The following is an 18,621-nucleotide window of genomic DNA, read 5'->3' on the forward strand; positions in this document are numbered from 1 at the left end:
ACTCTTATCTTACAATTGATAAGAGTGTTTTCTCATTTCCTAATGATTCAGCATTTGTTGACTATAACTCTCTATAAACATCCGAATCATTAAGTTACCTTCTTTTGTTCCAATAGATTCTGGATGGAATTGTAACCCATATACGGGATAATGCTTATGTTGTATAGCCATGATTTCCCCATCATCTTTGGCAACTGCCGTTACTTTTAAATCATTTGGTAAGGTATCTGGATCAATCACTAATGAATGATAGCGCATTACAGAAACAGATTCTGGACATTTTTCGAATAGACCTGTCTGATTGAATTCGATGTCAGAAAAGAGTCCATGTTTAATTTGTTTCGCTCGAACAATTTTTGCACCAAATGCTTCACCGATAGATTGATGACCTAAACAAATCCCGAGTATAGGGAACTCAGTATACAGCTCTTTAATAATATCAACGGAGATTCCCGCTTCTGTTGGTGTTCCAGGGCCTGGAGAAATCACGATAGCTTCCGGATGTAATTTGCGAATGTCTTCCACATACAAAGCATCGTTCCGAACGACTTTAACATCTTTTCCAAGACTACTAATTTGTTGATAAAGATTATACGTAAATGAATCATAGTTATCTATAAGTAAAATCATGAGCGCACCTCCAACAATGCTTTTGCTTTGTTTAGTGTTTCTTCGTACTCATTTTCAGGGATTGAATGATAAACTACTCCTGCACCTGCTTGCACGTATGCTTTCCCTTTTGTAACAACCATCGTACGGATAGCAAGAGCCATATCCATGTCTCCAGAGATTGAGACATAACCTACAGCACCCGCATAAACTCCTCTTTTGTGATGTTCCAAGTGGTTAATAATTTGCATAGCACGTATTTTAGGTGCACCAGAAACTGTTCCAGCTGGGAGAGAGGTCGCCAATACATCTAAAGGATGGATATCTTTTTTTAATTCCCCTGTTACTTCAGAAACAATATGCATAACATGTTTGTAACGCTCTATTTGCATATATTTTGGTAACTTTACTGTACCTATTTTTGAAAGTTTTCCAATATCATTACGTCCTAAATCTACAAGCATACGATGTTCAGCAAGTTCCTTTTCATCTTGTAACAATTCCTTTTCTAACGCTAAATCTTCTTCAACAGATTGGCCTCTTCGTCGAGTACCAGCAATTGGATTTGTGGTCACCGTTCTACCGTTTACTTTCACTAAACTTTCGGGAGATGTTCCAAGAATGACATAGTCTTCAAAGTCCATATAGAACATATAAGGTGATGGATTAGTTGTTCGAAGTCTTCGATAGAGATTCATCGGATTCCCCGTAAAATCTGCTTCGAATCTTTGAGATAATACAACTTGAAAAATATCCCCCTGTTCAATATGTTGCTTTGCTTGTTTGACCATCATACAAAACTCTTCTTTTTCCATCGTTGAACGGAATTGAATTGTATCTGTATCGTCTTCACTTTGAGTGAAAATAGGAGAAGCTAGTTGTCTATCAATCTCATTTACACGCTGAATCAATTGATCATGTGTAAGTCCATCTTTTAAGAGATCAATAGCAACAATATGCACCTCTTGTTTTAAGTGATCGACAACAATAAACGTATCGTAAAACAAAACATGCATATCAGGCATTTGTAAATCGTCTTGTAAAATTTCTCCTATATTTTCATGATAAAATGCCGTCTCATATCCAAAATAGCCAATAGCACCACCAAAGAATGAAAAAGGGTATGTTTCCTCTTCAGTGGGGATTAGTTCTTTTAGCATTTCAAATGCATCTGTATCTGTTTTTAGTAGTTCATGATCTTTATTGAATAATTGATAAACATTATTAGACGAAATCATTTCTGCAACTGGATTAACTGCGATAAATGAATATCTTCCACTTTCTTCATGCTTTGCTGATGATTCAAATAACATTTTCTTTGAACCCTTTAAAGCATGGTAAATCGAAATAGGTGTAAGCATATCACCCTGAATTGTCTTCATCTCATACATTCTCGTCTCAACTGTCATTTGTTTAACTCCTTTACTAAGCTCTTCTCAACTCAATCCAGCTCATACCGCAACAATAAAAAAGTCCCCATAGAAAAAAAATCTATGAAGGACGGAATTCCGCGGTACCACCTATTTTGTAGCAATTTTGCTACCACTCACATAATAACGGTATGTGCCGGATTACCCTACTACATGTTCAAGTAATCACTCACAGGCCCATTCAATAAGGGAATGGATCGGCTTCCACCAAACGCCGACTCTCTACACCATTTCATCTTATTTACTACTCCTGCTCAACGATTTCAATTTGAAATTGTAAGTATGTTACATATTATAAACAAAGATATAAGAATATTCAATATATTATTTATTAATATGGATTTTAGTGAAAAATTTTAACATATAACGCAAATAACGTCGTGTGGTCGTAATTCGTTCTTCTAAAGAAGCAGCGATCGTCTTATAAAATGATACGCCATCATCTGTACTTCTTAAATTTCGAACCGTTCTCTTTTCATCTGGCCATGATCCCACTAAATAACCTTCATCTTCAAGTTCCCATGCAATTTGGTATAAATAGCCGTTTGATGGACACCAACCAAACAAATCTTCTAATTGCTGACCAACTTCTGCCATATAAAAACTAGAACGAGTTTGTGAAAGCTTTAAAGCTAAATATCTCACAGCATCTTTGACAGAAATCAGTTTAGAAAAATAACTCCTAAATTCTTCTGGTAATGGATGCTCAGGTCTCGGTGGTTTCTCACCATTTCTTGTTAACTCATAATAGAAACGATCTAAAACGAGAACAATCTCATGAAATCTCTCAAAATAGAGCTCGTTATACCGTTGAAGTCTATTTCTCCCAATTTCAGTTGATGTATATAAGACTTTCTTATGCATTTGTCTTGCTTGAAGTGCTCCCTCTGCTTCAAGTTGCTTCGCTATTCTAGCAACATATTCATAGCCAACTTTACGCCCTGGGAATTCATCTTGAAATTGCTGATGGATCTCTACAGAGTACTTTTCAGAATCTTGGGTTGCATAAAGCCAATAGAGAGCTAACGTATCTTTTACACTAAAGCCTACTGTTTGTTGAAAATTCTTTTCTTTCAATGACGAACCCTCCTTTTGGGCTTTTAACTATATTATACCAAAATTCTTTCTAAAAAGTGGGAAAAGCCGATAGAAATTTATTAGTTTTATCGAAATTATATTAATCAATTTAATAAAATATAAACGTAAATGGTTATTGAATTTTATAAAAGTATTGATCTTTATTTGACTGGTTGAACTAGTTACCTATCTGAAAGAAGTTATTGTTTAGTACAGTAATAAAGCACCAATGCATGTCATTGGTGCTTTGCTTTACCTTATTTAATCTCTTATTTAACAGTAATCTTATATGGCTTACTTTTAACTCCTAGACTGTTTTTTACGATTACTGTTAATACTGTTTTTTGAGGTTGATTTTTTATATACAATGAAAAGCCACCATTTGGCTCAACTTGATCAGAAGCTAGTAAACTATTATTTCTATATACATATACTTTTGAGTTAGGTTCAGCGTTGCCCCTCAAATATATTGTCATCCAAATTTTTCAACGTATAAGATGATGATTTTTTTGTTGATATAGTCTTAGTACCATTGATGATCATAATAACTTTTTTAAAAGAAGATGGATCAGACACTGTATATGTTATGGTTGCTTGATGATCTTTAACTTTTGTAATTTGGACATCATTTAAATCTTTCAATACGGAATTATAAAGCTTTGGCAATTGAGCTAAACCATAACCGTATTTAGAATCTTTGCCTTTTATCCCTAAATCCAATGCGTTAGTTTTTAATTTTTGAAGAAGCTCCGTCACTGAACTATATGGATACTTTTCTTTAAGTAATGCGAGTAGTCCTGTAACATGTGGCGCAGCGTAGGATGTACCTGTTGCATAGAAAAATTCACCCTTGCTATTGATAGTGGGAATATAGTCTCCGGGTGCCGCAAAGTCAATGGACGTACCTGTATTGGAAAATTTGCTTATTTTTTTATCTTTACCAATGGAACTGACAGCAACTACATTATTATAACGTGCAGGGTAGGTGGGTTTGTTAGATCCTTCATTACCTGCAGAGGCAACGATAATGATCCCCGCCTTCACAGCTTTATCGATGGCTTTTTTCAAACCAGCATCATCTTCATAAACACTAGATGAAATATTAATAATGTCCATTTTGTATTTTATTGACCAATTAATAGCTGTAATTATCTCTCCGACAGTACCATCCTTTGTCCCATCCGCATATTTTAAGGAATAAAGCTGAACATTTGGTGCAACACCAATAATATCTGAAATCGAAGTATTAAATGTTTTACCACCTATTTGAGCACCAATGACAGCTGCTACACTTGTTCCATGGCCTTCGCCATAATTTCCTCTGTCCCATACGTCTGATTCATCGATAGTTTTTGTTTTAGGATTATCTTTTACAAATGAAATACGTTTTACGACATTCTTTAAGTCTGGTACATTATTTATGCCTGTATCGATCACCGCAACCTTTACACCTTTGCCTAAGTATCCGTTTCTCCAAAAAAATGGGGCTTTTACATAGTTTAAATTCCAATATGAAGTAAAAGTCGGTATTGATTGGGAAGATTTCTCTGATGTATCATCTGCAATTTTCATTTTCGTCAAACTAGTATTGATAAATTCAATATTGTTGTTATTTTTAAGTTTTGCTATTTGTTGTTCATTGACAGTCGCTCTGACCATTCCAACTTGTTCTAAAACCTTTTCTACTTTTGAAACATTTTTTAAAATGTCAGTTTTTCCTTCCTCATTTTTATAGGAAATCATCACATCTGTAGATTGTTTTGCAAATACGTCTGGAGCATAATTCATAGACCAGCAACCAGTTAAGCAAATAGCTAAGAGCAATGTTTTCTTCTTTAGCTTTAGAAATGTCCCATTTTTCATATCATTACCTCCGTAGTACCGAAACATCATTCTTAGAGCAAGGTGGTATTTTGTTTCAATAATATTATGTATTTTTAATAGAAAAAAGATTGCTTAATTGTATTTCAACATAAAAAGCAATCTTTTTCTACTATTATTCTAATATGCCATATTTAATTTTTATGCGAGATAGTTTTTCACCTATCGGTTTAGCAAGGACAAGTAAGAAGAAAATATTAGAAACTGCATATGTTGCGGTAAAAGGAATGGCTGTTCCAGCTGCGGCTAGATATCTTTTCCATGAGAATTCTCCATCGTAGGAAAGAACGGTCCAAATATCCATGATTACTGAATAAAGAATACCACTAAAGAATCCATAAATGATTAATGGTATTTTATGTTCCATCCATTTTGTTCTTCCTAAAATCCCTGCAAAATATCCTAATATCCCCCAGGTGAACATCTGAAAAGGTGTCCAAGGCCCTTGTCCAAAAAGGATATTCGAAGTAATCGCTGTGGTTGCACCAGTTAGAAAACCTGCTGCAGGTCCAAATGCAAATCCGGTTATTGCGACGATGGCCGTAACAGGTTTAAATGCAGGTACCCAAATAAAAGCAGCACGTCCTGCAACCCCTATTGCTGACATCACTGCAATGATTAAGATTTCTCTTGGTTTTGGTTTTTTCTGTTCAAAAGAAATGAAAAATGGGACACATGCAAATAGTACAATAATAAGAGATAAAATGTTATAGCGACGATCCTCCCATAATGTCACGCCTATCACTAAACAAAGAGGAATAATGATTAATGTTACTATAGAAGTCACAACAAATCTTTTATTTATAATTGAATTGTTTCTTTTAGTTGTATGTTGCATCGTTTAATCACATCCTCACAAGTAATGACATTTGAAAATAGATGACGCGACATTCGATGTGCAGCAGTTGTGTAATAATGGTTTCCACTATAGAATGTCTTCGTTTCATCAGTTGAAATAATGCTTCCATCAAAAAATAGTGCGCAACGATCTGAATGAGATGCCGAAAATTCAATATCATGCGTTACCATAACAATCGCGATATCTTTTGCTTTTAAACGTTGCAATATATCTGCTAAAACTTCTTTTGAAGCAGCATCTAACCCTTTTGTGGGTTCATCTAGTAAAAGAATACGAGGATGTAGTAATAGTATTTTTGCAAAAGCTACCTTTTGCTGTTCACCACCACTTAAATCATAAGGGTGTCTTTCTAATAAGTACTCTAAATTGAGTAAACGAACGATAGAATTGATTTCATCTGCTTCTTCTTCGTTTGATAATTTCAATGTTTGGACAACTGTTTCCAATTCTAGTTTTACGGTTTTAGATACAAATAATGTTTGTGGATCTTGTGGTAAAACAGCCAAACATTTATGATACAATGCATCATTTGAATATTTTTTAATAGGTTTATCAAAAATCTTTATTTTCCCACGGTAGGGTGTATGTAGTCCAGACATGACACCGAGTGCAGTAGTTTTACCAGCACCATTTCCACCTAATATACTGATTACTTCACCAGGATAAGCTTTCAATGAAAAACCTCTTAAAATATCATTTCCATCTGTTTCATATCGAAACCAAGCGTCGGTTACAACTAAAGCTGGCTCCTTATCAATGACAGAAGTTTTTGTTAGATTTTCTCTTGTACTTTCTACAACAAAGTTTTGAGATAACCATTGTCTACCTTCTCGAATCGTTAAAGGTACCTCTGATTGACTATTCAGTGCATGATGGACACGAATAGGGGTAGGTAAACCTAAAAGCATCGGATGAACATTTGAAATTTCTTGCAGTTCCTGAGCAACTACTCTTGGTGTTCCGTTGCAAATAATCCTTCCGCTATCCATTATTACTACTCGATCTGCTATTGGGTAAACTTCTTCTAATCGATGTTCAACTAAAATAATTGTTAAGCCAAAATCTACATTCAATTTGTGTATAGTTGAGATAAATTCACGTGCAGCAATCGGATCAAGTTGAGATGTTGGTTCATCTAAAATGAGAAGTTTCGGTTGCATGGCCATTATAGCAGCAAGATTAAGTATTTGTTTTTGACCTCCAGAAAGTTCCATTGTACTTTTTCGAAACCATGTTTGAATTCCAAAATAATTCGCCATCTCTGCGACTTTCCTGCGAATCGTCATTGTATCAAATCCTAGATTTTCTAAACCAAAGGCCAATTCATGCCAAACTTTATCTGTCACTATTTGATTTTCAGGATTTTGCATGACAAAGCCAATATCAGCTGTAGCCACTCTTTCAGGTAATTCATTTAGTGGTATTCCTTCAAAAAGGATTGAACCAGATGTATCGCCATGTGGGGTGATATCCCTTTTTAAGTGTTTTAGTAATGTACTCTTTCCACAGCCAGAAGTCCCGCATACGACCACAAATTCACCTGCTTCAATAGATAAATCAATATCATTTAATACAGGTTGTTTTGCAAGCGGATAGCTGAAATTTAATTTTTGGATATCAACGAACGCCATTTTATTGCCTCCCAAAGTTCAATCGTAACTGGAATAGCTACAAGTAATGTAAAAGATCCATATAGAAGATAAGAAATCGGATGAAAAGTTATTTCACTGAAAGTAGGGTAAAAATAATAATCGTTATATCCTAAAAAGCTCCCAAACACATTCACACACGCTAATACAAGCATGATTGATAAAAGTAGTCCATCTCTTTTTTCAAATGTAAACAATGAAAAAGTTGAACGCTTCGACATCCCGTATCCTCTTGCTTTCATAGAATCTGCTGTTTCAATTGCATTTTCTAATGCCCATGAAATAAGAATCGAAATAATTCGAATTCCGCATTTAATGCGATGTAATAAGCTTCCTGTAGTAACATCCATTCCAATCGTTTTCTGCGCATGTGAAATTACATGAATTTGATGTTTAAAACGAGGAACCAAGCGCAATGTCAATGAAATGATTAATGCGAATGAAGGTGAAATTTTACCGAATAAATAAAGAAACTTATCCGAAGTCATAATGGTATTGTAGCAACCAAACCAGAACATTACGGAGCAAATCATAATTGACATCGCAAAGCCGTATACGATGGCTTCAATTGTAATAGGGTTATTATCAACATACAAAATAATCAGTTCTCCATCATGGCTAATTAATGGATTGATCAAAGCTGCAACGAAGAAAAATGGAACCATCCATTTTAAACCAGATAGAAACGAAGTTCTGTTCACTTGTAAACTCAATAGAATCGAGAAGATAAGGGATATCATCAAGTATATTGGATGCATATAAAACATAGTCATTCCTACTACTAATAGAAAATAACTAAAAAGAACAATCGGATGATAGTTTGCAAAAGCTTTCAATGTATTTCCTCCTAATACAACCCAATATCTTTCCCTAGATCTACAGTATATTGCCAAATAATTTGGTCTCCATCTTTTACGGTATAACTACTCGAACCTAGACCCGGATTCTTACCGTTTACACTATACATCCATCCTGAAAGTGATCCCGCATCTTTTTCATATAAATGGTTGATCCCTTGAATATAAACACTACCGTATTTGTTTTCTCCAGCCCCTTCATATTCAAATTGAATATGATGCTCTTTTAAAGCCCTTAAGGTTATACTCCAAGCTGTATCATCTTTACTAAGAATTTCATATTTTGACGTAGCAATGATTACGCCATTTTTGGGTACATATTTTTCGCTTTGTAATGGTTTATCAAGTTTTGCAAAATGTTCAGGTTTTAAAAGAGTATCAGCTCTCACTGAAATCGTAACGTATTTTTTCTTTTCTTTAACAACATTTTTGTCAGCCACTTTTGATTCAGTAGTTGATTTTGATGGATTTGTTTTCTTGAATGATGAAGTTTCTTTATTGGGCGATGTTACTGTTTTCTTCTTATTAACTTTTTCCTTTTTTTCGGGCTTTTCTTGATTTTTTGATTTAGATATACTGCTTCTTTCTTTTTCTGAAGTATCACTTTCATTCGCTCGTTGGGTTGCCTTTTGAGTTTTTTCTTTTTGGCTTGATTCATCAGGTAGTTTAATCGTTTCTTTAGAATCTACTTGTTTAGAATCTTCTTGTTTATTTACTTGCTTTTCAGTTTCAATATTTTTCTTATCCGTTACCTTTTCTTTTTCCTTATCCCCATTTATAGGAATTACCTTTTCACTAGACCCTTCCACACTTTTTTCATCTGTATTTTGATGATTGTATTGTTCAACTGTTTGGACTTTACAACCAGCAAGGCAGATTATCGCAATAATTAAAGAAAGAATATAAAAATGTACTTTCTTCAAAATAACACCTCCATATAGATGTCAATAGGGTGTTAGAATTTGTCTCTAACACCCTGGGTTAAAATTTACATTGTTGACTAGTTATTTTGATTTAACAGTAATCGTCTTAGATACACTTTTGTTATTAGCTGCATCCTTAACATAAACCGTTAATTTTGTACCTGTTTTTTGTTTTTTGATAGATAAAGAGAATTTACCTTTCGATGAGACTTTTCCCTTTTGTATTACTTTCTTATTTTTCACAACATAAACGGTTGATTTCACTTCTGCTGTTCCAACTATTCTTGTAGAATTTTTTGTTACCTTTTTAACGATTGGTGTTTTTGGTGCTGTTTTATCAACAACTTTTACAGAGACAGTCTTGCTAGTGTTCTTAGCAAGATCGGTTGCTAAAATTTTTAATGTGGTACCTGCCTTTTGTTTTTTGATTTTGACTGAGTATACACCTTTAAAATCTGCAATGGCTGTACCGATGATTTTAGAACCGTATTTTACTGTAATAGTAGCGTATGGTTCAGTTTTACCAGTTACAGTAGTTTTGTTGTCTGCTAGTGTTTTAACAGTTGGTTTATCAGGAGCTTTTGTGTCATATGCAAGGTTTTCGGCTTTAACATCCGACATATCGTAGAATTTCTTTTCATTATTTACTAGACGATCATATGCTTCTAAAGCACGGTTTGCTTGGTCGGTAGACATATCGTTAGCTATTTTTGATGTAGGGGAGTTTTTAAATCCACCCGATACTTGATCGTATGTAGTCATCAAATTAGAAATAGCCCAATTGTTATTTTTGATAAAGCGAAGATCTGATTTTGGATTAATATTTAAAGAAGTAAGAGCTAGAATTACTTGTGAAATAGATTCTGGACTATCTCCACCGTAGTAGCCATCGTAACCTGCATTTTTATTTAAATTAGCAGATAAATATTTCAAAGCCTTATCAATTGAATCGTTAACGCCGTCTAAAGAGGTGTAGTTTGATAAAGCCGTCGTTACCATTGCAGTTCCATCAACGCCAGGCCATTGCCATGAAACCCCAAATGAACCTGCGTTTTCATCAGTGAATTGATCACTTAATAAATCTTTTATCATTTGCTCTTTTAAATTTGCATATTTTTCATCAGCAGGAAGTTTGTAATTTGCTGAATCAAGAGCATAAAGTACATTATAATTTGATGTTGCAGAGTAAGTTTGATTTTCTTGTTCCTTCAAAACTTTATCCATCATAGTTTGAATTAAATTAAAACCTTCAATATTTGAAGCATCTTTTCCTATTGATGTTAATGCTAGTACTACTTTTCCGTACTTACCTGATGAGACTTCTCTTTCTCCATCGAAGATTTTCCCGTTATTTGCTTTTAGTTTTGAAACAATATTCTTGTAGTAATTTGTATAATAATTTTTTGCAACAGGGAATCCAGTTTGTGCTAAATCAGTTACAACATCTTCATTTCCAAACTTAGCATTTGGGGTATTTTTGTATAGCCATAAAGCTGAGCTCTTTAAAGCTTTTTGGTATTCAACATTTTTCACTGATGCATTTACTTCCTTGTTTCCCTCTGCATGGGCAATAATTGAAGCAGGAAGTTGAGATGTGAGCAATAAACTAGCTAATGAGACTGGTGCAATCCATTTTTTAAAGTTTTTGTTTTTGTACATAAAAATACCTCCATTCATTTGGACAATTAACGCTTAACTGTCTTCTAGAATAGAGGTAATGAAAGCAATACAAATTTAATGTCTTTACATATATATGTAAAGATAATTGGACGTGAAATAAACAAATGTATTTCACAGTTCGATACCTCCCCTCGAAGATCAGAACTAAAGATAAAAGCAGGTCTCCTGGCTTATGTATATTAGAAATTTCGCACCTTCCCAGCTGTTAGCCAGTGGTATACGCGAAGTTCAAATACATTTACAGTAGCGGGGCTGCATCGGATTTCCACCGATTTCCCTATTATCCTATCAATTGATAGGCACTTCTATCTAAAAGTTATGTAATTGTCATCTATCAGTATTTCACATTCTTTAGGTCATGTAAATATTTTTCTAATATTTTTTAAATTTTGACGAAAATAAATAACCCCCTACCAATCATTATATGATCAGCAGGGGGTTTATAAGTCACTCGCGACGGCATCAGTCATTTTGGTCGTTTCTCCTTTTTGAGTATTCTTTGTAGGCATTAAGTTGTTCTTCCGTTAGATGATTGATAAAAAAGTAAAAGTCTTTCGATTCCAATCCATATTCTTGGCATGCGTTACAATATCGTTCATAGCTTTCTCTATACATATCCATTTGTATTTCTCCTCCTGTTATATAACAAATATTATTATTGATAATAATATATAACAGTCTAAAACATCTGTCAACGGAATTTTCTTAAAAAACAAATATTAAAATAAATTTTTATACAATACGTAAACATAAACAAACTCAAGCCCTATTAGTACAATAAAGCTTGAGTTTAAATCTTTAAATGATGTGTTTAACGTCTTTAAATTTAGAACTACTTAGAAGGCTAACTACTACATAACTTACAAGAGATAATAGAATAGAAGTTGTTACTGTATGCATTCCTAAGAAAGTTGTTCCCCATTTTTCGTAAATGAAAATATAACTGACTAAACCTACAATCATGGAAGAAGCTGCTCCATATTTGTTTCCTTTTTTCCAATATAGACCTAATACAACAGGCCAAACAAATACAGATTCTAAGCCACCGAATGAGAAAAGGTTAAGCCATACAAGCAAGCTAGGCGGTTTTAACGCAATAATAATAACCGCTAAGCCGATTAAAGCAGTGACCAAAAAGCTTAGTCTTTTCACTTCATGATCATTCGCTTTTGGCTTAATATAGTTTAGATATATATCTTTCACAATAGTAGAACTTACAAGCATTAGCAAAGCATTTACAGTAGACATAATCGCAGCCATTGGAGCAGCCAAAACGATACCTGCCAAATAAGGTGGTAATACCTTCAATGTTAAAAGTGGCATAACTTTATCACCGATATCAATACCAGGTAACACCGGGCGTGCCAATACCCCTGTTAAATGCATCCCGAACATAACTGTCCCTATTGCAATTGTTCCAATAATGATTGCTGAATGCATACTTCTTGAATTTTTATATGACATTGCTCGTACTGCAATTTGAGGTAAACCAATAACACCAATACCAATTAAAATCCAAAATGTAGATACATATAGTGGCGTTAAACTTCCATCAGCACCAAACGGAGATACTAACTTAGGATTTTCAGCAACTAAGTCGGACATGATATTAGAAACGCCGCCACCAGTAATAATGGTACCAACAAGCAAAATAACACTACCTAAAAACATCACAGTACCTTGTACAGCATCTGTTAATGCTACGGCTCTAAATCCACCTATTATTACATATACAAGGACTACAATCGCAAAAATGAATAATGCAGAAGTATAATTTAATCCGGTTAAAGATTCAATTAACCTTGCACCACCAATCCATTGTGCAGCCATTGAAGCAAATAGGAAGATTATAATACTCAATGCAGAAACAATAACAACGAAATTACTTTTATAGCGTTCATGTAAAAAATCTATCAATGTAATCGCTTTATATTTTCTAGCGATAATCGCAAATTTCTTACCCAGAACCATTAAAACGTAATAACCTGCTGGTAATTGTGCCATCGATAACAGAACCCAACCAAGACCCGTATTATAAGCGACACCGGGCCCTCCGATAAAACTAGATGCACTTCCGTATGTGGCCATCATTGTCATTGCAAGGAGGAATCCTCCCATTTGTCTACCACCTAGAAAATACTCTTGTAAAAACGAATTCGATTGCATGACATGTTTATTTGCCCATATCCCTATTAAAAAGATAATGACTAAGAAAAAGATTAATGGAAGGATAACTTGCCAATTCATCATTGATCGTCACCATCCTCTTCTTCAAATGGTACATCTTTAAAGAAAAATTTTATAATGACCATTAATAAAACAATCATAAAAATTGTGCCAGCTATACAGCTATAGAAAAACCAAGCCGGAAAACCGAATACATATGTATACTCTTTCGGATTTCCTGAACCAAGCCCATATGCAAAGCCAAACCATATTGCAAAATTGACGACTACTAATGCAATACCAATAAGTGCTTCACGATGAGCAACCTTATAACGCTTATCGTTCATATTTTTTCTCCTTCTATTAAATCGAATACTTTACTATTTTACTTATTTGTGAATAAAAAATAAAGTAGCAGTTCCTTCTTAAAATGAATATTTAGTTTACATAATAATATTATTTAGCACTATTCTTCAATTAAAATAACTTACATAAGATTGTAGTTATCAAAAAGTAGATTCCAAAAGATATATTTCCCTCTATATAAGCATAAAAACTTTTAAAAATATATAAGAAACGGCCTATATAAGATTACATTAATACGTGAAGATCTAGCTGTTATACAACTAAATAAGCAAAATGGTTTGAATTGTCAGAAAAAATATTCTCTCATTTTATATATATATTTCTCTATAAAACAGTTTTATTCTAAAATACGTCATTTGTCTATAATTTTTAGAATATTCACTATTGACTGTAACATCAAGTGTTATATAATTTAGTACATTACTCGATTGAATGGAGATTGATATTATGAAAGACTTTTTCAACAAACTATTAACCGGTATGAGTTTGGGAATCATTGTAGCCCTTATTCCAAATGCATTAGTTGGAGAAATTTTAAAATTAATTATTCCATATGTTCCTGTGTTTCAACATATTTTAGACATATCAGTTTTAGCTATGAGCCTATTACCAGTAGTAACAGGTGTAATGATTGGTTTAACATTTAAGTTAACACCTATTCAAACAGCAAGTGTTGGTCTGGCGTCAATGGTCGGAAGTGGCGTTTGGACAATGGGTGATGGCGGTGCTATCACAATGCAAGGTATTGGGGTTGTTATCAATACAGGTATTACAGCAGCTCTAGCAGTGGTATTTGTACAATTTATCGGCGATCGTTTCAAGGATTATACAATTCTATTAATGCCAGCTTTATCATTATTCATCCCTGGTGGTATTGGTTTAATTACACTTCCTTATGTCCGCACAGGAGCAGGTTATGTTGGAGTTGTCATTGAAAATGTTACAGAATTACAACCCGTATTAATGGGTGCGATTATTGCAGTTATCTTTAGTATTTTAATCCTTTCACCTTTATCTACAATTGGTGTTGCAACAGTTGTAATGTTATCTGGTATCGGTGCTGGTACAGCAAATCTTGGCGTTGTTGCATCTGGAATTGGTATGTGTATCGCAAGTTATAAAGCGAATAATTTAGGAACTGCTTTAGCTCACGTTATGGGTTCTCCTAAGATTCAAATGCGTAACTTCTTTATGAAACCAAGAATTGCGTTTCCTATGATTATCACTGCAGCAATTTTAGGTGCCTTAGGTGGTATGTTGAATATTACTGGAACTTCATATAGCGCTGGATTTGGTCTTGCAGGTTTGATCGGACCATTAAACTATATGAATTTAGCTCATGGTGGTTGGGACCTCCACAATATTACCATTATGCTAATTATGTTCTTCGCTCTACCAATTATTTTAAATACAGTTTTACTTCGTATTTTCGAACGTAAACTTAAATGGATTGATTCAAAAGACTACTCAGTTAACTATCAATAAATTAATCATATTAAAAGAGGAGAGTCCATTATGGATTCTCCTCTTTTCTTTTAATTGCCTAATCTTTTTAACTTTGATTCCAAAGTTGAAGATATATTGTTTATAGAACCAATGATATTCTTTAATGAAATATTGGTTGTATACTGCTTTTCCGATGCTTCAGAAATCGTTTGTAAATGCTTTGTTGAGTCTTGATTAGCACTGACTAAATTTTGTAGTAATGAATTGGTATGATTCGTCTGTTCGATAAATTCTGATGTTGATTGGGAAATTGCATTTACTTCGTGATCAACGATTTTAATCGTTTCAAATATACTATCAAAGGTCTCTTCAGTAACCTCCATTTGCTTATTTCCTTTTGTAATTTCTTCTATACTAACTGTCATTTTAGATGAAACTTCTTTAATATGAGATTGGATTGTTGTTATAACATTTTCAATATTTTGGGCAGATTGTTGTGTATTAACGGCCAATTTTCCAACTTCACCTGCAACAACAGCGAAACCTTTTCCTTGTTCACCTGCCCGAGCTGCTTCGATTGATGCATTAAGGGCTAACAACTTTGTTTCTTGTGTAATATCTGTAATGATGGATAGAAAATCTCCTATTTTACTTGAATAAATCATTAAATCGTTTGTAACTTGTTGCATTGATAATATCGTTTCAGAAATGACTTTCATTTGCTGATTAACATGATTCAATGCATGATGCCCTTCTTGAATTTGTTCTAAACTTGTGTTGGCAATAGATGAAACATTATCTGTTCTCTTATATATCTCATTAAATTGTAATAGTAAATTGTTATTTTCTGTAACACCTTTTTCTAAAGTTGCTAATTCTTCTTCAGTACCTGATAAGTTCTCTTTAAGTGTTTTTGAAATATTTAAACTTGTATTAGATGAATCAGCCGCATCTAATTGTAATTTTTCTAGTAATTTATTCATTTCAATACTCGTATTTTCAATCTCATTTAGTGCAAGTTGTAATCGGTCTGTAGATTCTGTACGTGCCTTATTTAGTTTTCCCTCGGTTTGCTGTCTACTGATAATCAGCTGAATAGTAGCTAAACTTGTGAGGATTAAGTATAAGGCATGTATTAGTAGTAAAGAAAATCGATAATTAGTGGTTCCGCAAATTAGCTCAGGAAACCAAAAGTAACCAGCTAAATGTTGTATAGCAAAAATGATCGTACTGACAATCACTAGTCTAACTCTTGAAAAGCTTGAGATAATTGCTAATACCATAAATATAGAAAAATGATACTCTACTAATCCATTTCCTCCAGCAATCATAGATATACTTGAAAATGTGAAAGTTAAAGTTAACCAAGTCGGAAGTTGTTCATAATCTCGTTTATTTAAATACAGAATGGTACTAATGATCAACAGTACAATGGGAATGGCTAATAAAATATTGAGGGACAAACTATTGGAATTTGTTATATCCGCCATACCTTGTTGTATGATATAATCTTCTAAAAAGTTAAACCCCCTATGCATAATATGAATGATGATTGATAAAAGTACAGCCATCGAACTCCTTTTCAATATTTAAAACAGGGATTTGCGGAGGGTACGATTCTAAAATTCTATCGTAACTAATTGTCACCTTATCTCTAGATTTTATATTGGATGGTAGATGAAAGTTTTTTCCGCCCCAACTATAAAATAGTAATTACTATATTTTTCTGTAATTTCTAGAATCGATAAATAATTTAATTCTTCTGATTCGATACCACTTTCTTCTGATAAAAATATAACAGATGAAAGATCTTTATCTTCATAAAAAAATATGTAGCCATCCATATGGGCGTTATTTTTCGAGTGCTTATGATTTTTATTGTTAGTAGAACATCCAGAAATAATTAAAAGTAATAGAGATAGGTACAATAATGCCTGCTTTATAATACAGACCTCCTTAATGTATTATTTCTTATTAATAAAATCACTGTAATCATTTAGTTTACATAATATAATTATCGTAAATTAAATATTAAATGGATTGTTTTCAATTACTTGTTGAATTTCTTTATCTTCTACGTGCGTATATATCTGTGTTGTTGAAACATTTGAGTGTCCAAGTATTTGTTGTAAACTTCTAATATCCGCTCCGCTTTTATACATCATTGTTGCGGACGTATGTCTTAGTTTATGAGGTGAAAGTTTCTTCTTATCTAATCCTGATGAATGATTGATCTGCTTTACAATTTTCGCGACACGTTGTCTAGTGAGGCGAGTTCCCTTTTGAGATAAAAATAGCGCTGGATTTTTGTCTGCATCTTTTATATGAGGTCTTTCATCTTCTAAATATGTTTTTAATGCTTTTACACATGCATCATTAAGGTAAACAGTTCTTTCTTTATCACCTTTCCCTCTCACTGTTATAAATCTTTCTTGAATCGAATCTAAGTTTAAATTGCAAAGTTCACTGACACGTATTCCTAAATTCAAAAAGAAAGTCATCATACAATAATCCCGATCATGATGTGTTTTAGTTCGGATGCCTGTCATAAAGGTTTTCGCCTCATCGAAGCTTAAGTAAATGGGTTGACGCTTACTTACTTTTGGGGTTTCAAGATCTTCTGCTGGATTTTCTTCTATAATATGTCGCTTTGATCTCAAATACTTGAAGAACGATTTTAATGTAGCAACTTTACGCGCTCTCGTATTTGCAGCATTATTTCGGCGTTCCTCACAATATTCTAAAAATAAATACATATCTTCTAATGAAATTTCTTTAAAAAATTCAGCATTTATATCGTATATATTAATAGTTTCTAGCTCATCTATATTTAAGTCCTCTTGTATAGCACGCATAAATTTCATAAATAACGTTAAATCATAATCGTATTCATCTCGTGTTCTTTTTGATTTCCCTTTAATAGCAGATAAATAGACAAGAAAGTCACGAAGGATTTTAGGCTTTTGTTGATTCATATGTATATCGTCACCTTTCACCTCTTATTTTAGCATAAAAAAGGTTCCCAAATATACATTTGGGAACCTTTTTACTAATTTAATTAGTTTAAAAGGTTTTAGTATACTAAAACTAGAATATATATCCAATAATCATTTAATCAGGAAGGAGTGCGAATCTATTGGTCAGATTTAAAAATTTGAGTGTTTTCTGTTTTCTTCTACTCTCTATATTGATTTTAGGATGCTCTAAAGAGGATCAAACAGATTGGACAATAACACCGACTTTTAAATATGAAGATTCCACTTTTTACGGAATTGATGGGAAAGTTGGTTTTATAAGAGAAAACGGAGAAAAAAATGAACCTGATTTCCCTGCAAACCAAGGTAGACTTTATAAAATTTATTTATTTGAAGCTAATAAGAATTTACTTAATAAAGAAGTGAAAATTACTGCTACCAGTAAAGAGACTGGAGATACTGAAAAGCTTAGCGAGTTTATTAATCATGGAATTAACCATCAGAAATTAGGTTTTGGTCAAGAAGGTCTTTGGAAAATTGATGTTATAGTGGAAGATAAAGAATATACTAGTTTTATAATAAAAACAGAGAAACCTTAAAAATCGCTGGTAGGCTTATTTTATCTCAAATGAGTTTATCAGCTTTCGTTCTTTTCATGATAAGTCATGCGCGAATTTTATTAAAAAGTCCATATTTCTTTAAT

General features: G+C 33.3%; 18 protein-coding genes, 1 riboswitch and 1 other annotated feature. Of the genes, 2 read left to right on the top strand and 16 right to left on the bottom strand.

What is annotated here, in order from left to right; genetic code table 11:
• Window positions 1-39 precede the first annotated feature (39 nt).
• The 13 genes from Q0977_RS03490 to Q0977_RS03550 form a co-directional block, all read right to left on the bottom strand.
• Window positions 40-630, bottom strand: a complete 591-nt coding sequence (locus Q0977_RS03490) for an aminodeoxychorismate/anthranilate synthase component II (RefSeq protein WP_119417077.1) — start codon at window positions 628-630, stop codon at window positions 40-42.
• The gene (trpE, locus tag Q0977_RS03495; RefSeq protein WP_299510636.1) at window positions 627-2,018 is read right to left on the bottom strand and encodes an anthranilate synthase component I; all 1,392 of its coding nucleotides are present in this window, start codon (window positions 2,016-2,018) and stop codon (window positions 627-629) included. The genes Q0977_RS03490 and trpE overlap by 4 nt, the downstream gene beginning before the upstream one ends.
• Window positions 2,019-2,102: 84 nt before the next feature.
• Window positions 2,103-2,306, bottom strand: a binding site (T-box leader).
• A 57-nt stretch (window positions 2,307-2,363) separates the two neighbouring features.
• Window positions 2,364-3,116, bottom strand: a complete 753-nt coding sequence (locus Q0977_RS03500) for a helix-turn-helix transcriptional regulator (RefSeq protein ID WP_299510638.1) — start codon at window positions 3,114-3,116, stop codon at window positions 2,364-2,366.
• 269 nt (window positions 3,117-3,385) lie between these two features.
• On the bottom strand, window positions 3,386-3,580 hold the full coding sequence (locus tag Q0977_RS03505; RefSeq protein ID WP_299510640.1) for an Ig-like domain-containing protein: 195 nt from the start codon (window positions 3,578-3,580) through the stop codon (window positions 3,386-3,388).
• Window positions 3,564-4,979 carry a S8 family serine peptidase gene (locus tag Q0977_RS03510; RefSeq protein WP_299510642.1) on the bottom strand — a complete coding sequence of 472 codons (1,416 nt, stop codon included), beginning with the start codon at window positions 4,977-4,979 and terminating at the stop codon, window positions 3,564-3,566. The genes Q0977_RS03505 and Q0977_RS03510 overlap by 17 nt, the downstream gene beginning before the upstream one ends.
• A gap of 133 nt (window positions 4,980-5,112) precedes the next feature.
• The gene (locus tag Q0977_RS03515) at window positions 5,113-5,835 is read right to left on the bottom strand and encodes an ECF transporter S component (RefSeq protein WP_299510644.1); all 723 of its coding nucleotides are present in this window, start codon (window positions 5,833-5,835) and stop codon (window positions 5,113-5,115) included.
• Window positions 5,799-7,487, bottom strand: coding sequence for an ABC transporter ATP-binding protein (locus Q0977_RS03520; RefSeq protein ID WP_299510646.1), 1,689 nt, complete (start codon window positions 7,485-7,487; stop codon window positions 5,799-5,801). The genes Q0977_RS03515 and Q0977_RS03520 overlap by 37 nt, the downstream gene beginning before the upstream one ends.
• The gene (locus Q0977_RS03525; protein ID WP_299510648.1) at window positions 7,460-8,341 is read right to left on the bottom strand and encodes an energy-coupling factor transporter transmembrane component T; all 882 of its coding nucleotides are present in this window, start codon (window positions 8,339-8,341) and stop codon (window positions 7,460-7,462) included. The genes Q0977_RS03520 and Q0977_RS03525 overlap by 28 nt, the downstream gene beginning before the upstream one ends.
• 11 nt (window positions 8,342-8,352) lie before the next feature.
• A complete protein-coding gene (locus Q0977_RS03530; RefSeq protein WP_299510650.1) occupies window positions 8,353-9,285 on the bottom strand; it encodes a DUF4430 domain-containing protein in 933 nt (310 codons plus the stop codon).
• A gap of 81 nt (window positions 9,286-9,366) precedes the next feature.
• A complete protein-coding gene (locus tag Q0977_RS03535; RefSeq protein WP_299510652.1) occupies window positions 9,367-10,944 on the bottom strand; it encodes an Ig-like domain-containing protein in 1,578 nt (525 codons plus the stop codon).
• 158 nt (window positions 10,945-11,102) lie between these two features.
• A riboswitch (cobalamin riboswitch) is annotated at window positions 11,103-11,287 on the bottom strand.
• Between the two features lie 140 nt (window positions 11,288-11,427).
• The gene (locus Q0977_RS03540; RefSeq protein ID WP_119417311.1) at window positions 11,428-11,586 is read right to left on the bottom strand and encodes a transcriptional regulator; all 159 of its coding nucleotides are present in this window, start codon (window positions 11,584-11,586) and stop codon (window positions 11,428-11,430) included.
• Window positions 11,587-11,763: 177 nt separating this feature from the next.
• Window positions 11,764-13,212: a sodium/pantothenate symporter gene (panF, locus tag Q0977_RS03545; protein ID WP_299510741.1), complete on the bottom strand. Its 1,449-nt coding sequence runs from the start codon at window positions 13,210-13,212 to the stop codon at window positions 11,764-11,766.
• A complete protein-coding gene (locus Q0977_RS03550; RefSeq protein WP_124217546.1) occupies window positions 13,212-13,478 on the bottom strand; it encodes a YhdT family protein in 267 nt (88 codons plus the stop codon). The genes panF and Q0977_RS03550 overlap by 1 nt, the downstream gene beginning before the upstream one ends.
• Before the next feature lie 466 nt (window positions 13,479-13,944).
• Between Q0977_RS03550 and Q0977_RS03555 the strand changes: the two genes are divergently transcribed.
• Window positions 13,945-14,982, top strand: coding sequence for a PTS transporter subunit IIC (locus Q0977_RS03555; RefSeq protein WP_299510656.1), 1,038 nt, complete (start codon window positions 13,945-13,947; stop codon window positions 14,980-14,982).
• Window positions 14,983-15,032: 50 nt separating this feature from the next.
• Here Q0977_RS03555 and Q0977_RS03560 read toward each other — a convergent pair whose 3' ends face one another.
• The 3 genes from Q0977_RS03560 to Q0977_RS03570 form a co-directional block, all read right to left on the bottom strand.
• Window positions 15,033-16,514: a methyl-accepting chemotaxis protein gene (locus Q0977_RS03560; protein WP_299510658.1), complete on the bottom strand. Its 1,482-nt coding sequence runs from the start codon at window positions 16,512-16,514 to the stop codon at window positions 15,033-15,035.
• A 90-nt stretch (window positions 16,515-16,604) separates the two neighbouring features.
• The gene (locus tag Q0977_RS03565) at window positions 16,605-16,787 is read right to left on the bottom strand and encodes a hypothetical protein (protein WP_299510660.1); all 183 of its coding nucleotides are present in this window, start codon (window positions 16,785-16,787) and stop codon (window positions 16,605-16,607) included.
• A 180-nt stretch (window positions 16,788-16,967) separates the two neighbouring features.
• Window positions 16,968-17,918, bottom strand: a complete 951-nt coding sequence (locus Q0977_RS03570) for a tyrosine recombinase XerC (RefSeq protein WP_119416775.1) — start codon at window positions 17,916-17,918, stop codon at window positions 16,968-16,970.
• Window positions 17,919-18,079: 161 nt separating this feature from the next.
• On the opposite strand from Q0977_RS03570, the gene Q0977_RS03575 reads away from it, so the two are divergent.
• Window positions 18,080-18,517, top strand: a complete 438-nt coding sequence (locus Q0977_RS03575) for a hypothetical protein (RefSeq protein WP_299510663.1) — start codon at window positions 18,080-18,082, stop codon at window positions 18,515-18,517.
• The last annotated feature ends 104 nt before the right edge of the window (window positions 18,518-18,621 follow it).

This window comes from uncultured Rummeliibacillus sp. (assembly GCF_934216135.1).
Lineage (GTDB): Bacteria > Bacillota > Bacilli > Bacillales_A > Planococcaceae > Rummeliibacillus.

Excerpts from the sequence above, each read along its gene's own strand:
- Q0977_RS03490 (WP_119417077.1), bottom strand. The coding sequence starts at position 630 with ATGATTTTACTTATAGATAACTATGATTCATTTACGTATAATCTTTAT.
- panF (WP_299510741.1), bottom strand. The coding sequence starts at position 13,212 with ATGAATTGGCAAGTTATCCTTCCATTAATCTTTTTCTTAGTCATTATC.
- Q0977_RS03520 (WP_299510646.1), bottom strand. The coding sequence starts at position 7,487 with ATGGCGTTCGTTGATATCCAAAAATTAAATTTCAGCTATCCGCTTGCA.
- Q0977_RS03535 (WP_299510652.1), bottom strand. The coding sequence starts at position 10,944 with ATGTACAAAAACAAAAACTTTAAAAAATGGATTGCACCAGTCTCATTA.
- Q0977_RS03515 (WP_299510644.1), bottom strand. The coding sequence starts at position 5,835 with ATGCAACATACAACTAAAAGAAACAATTCAATTATAAATAAAAGATTT.
- Q0977_RS03540 (WP_119417311.1), bottom strand. The coding sequence starts at position 11,586 with ATGGATATGTATAGAGAAAGCTATGAACGATATTGTAACGCATGCCAA.
- trpE (WP_299510636.1), bottom strand. The coding sequence starts at position 2,018 with ATGACAGTTGAGACGAGAATGTATGAGATGAAGACAATTCAGGGTGAT.
- Q0977_RS03550 (WP_124217546.1), bottom strand. The coding sequence starts at position 13,478 with ATGAACGATAAGCGTTATAAGGTTGCTCATCGTGAAGCACTTATTGGT.
- Q0977_RS03560 (WP_299510658.1), bottom strand. The coding sequence starts at position 16,514 with ATGGCTGTACTTTTATCAATCATCATTCATATTATGCATAGGGGGTTT.
- Q0977_RS03570 (WP_119416775.1), bottom strand. The coding sequence starts at position 17,918 with ATGAATCAACAAAAGCCTAAAATCCTTCGTGACTTTCTTGTCTATTTA.
- Q0977_RS03555 (WP_299510656.1), top strand. The coding sequence starts at position 13,945 with ATGAAAGACTTTTTCAACAAACTATTAACCGGTATGAGTTTGGGAATC.
- Q0977_RS03565 (WP_299510660.1), bottom strand. The coding sequence starts at position 16,787 with ATGGATGGCTACATATTTTTTTATGAAGATAAAGATCTTTCATCTGTT.
- Q0977_RS03510 (WP_299510642.1), bottom strand. The coding sequence starts at position 4,979 with ATGAAAAATGGGACATTTCTAAAGCTAAAGAAGAAAACATTGCTCTTA.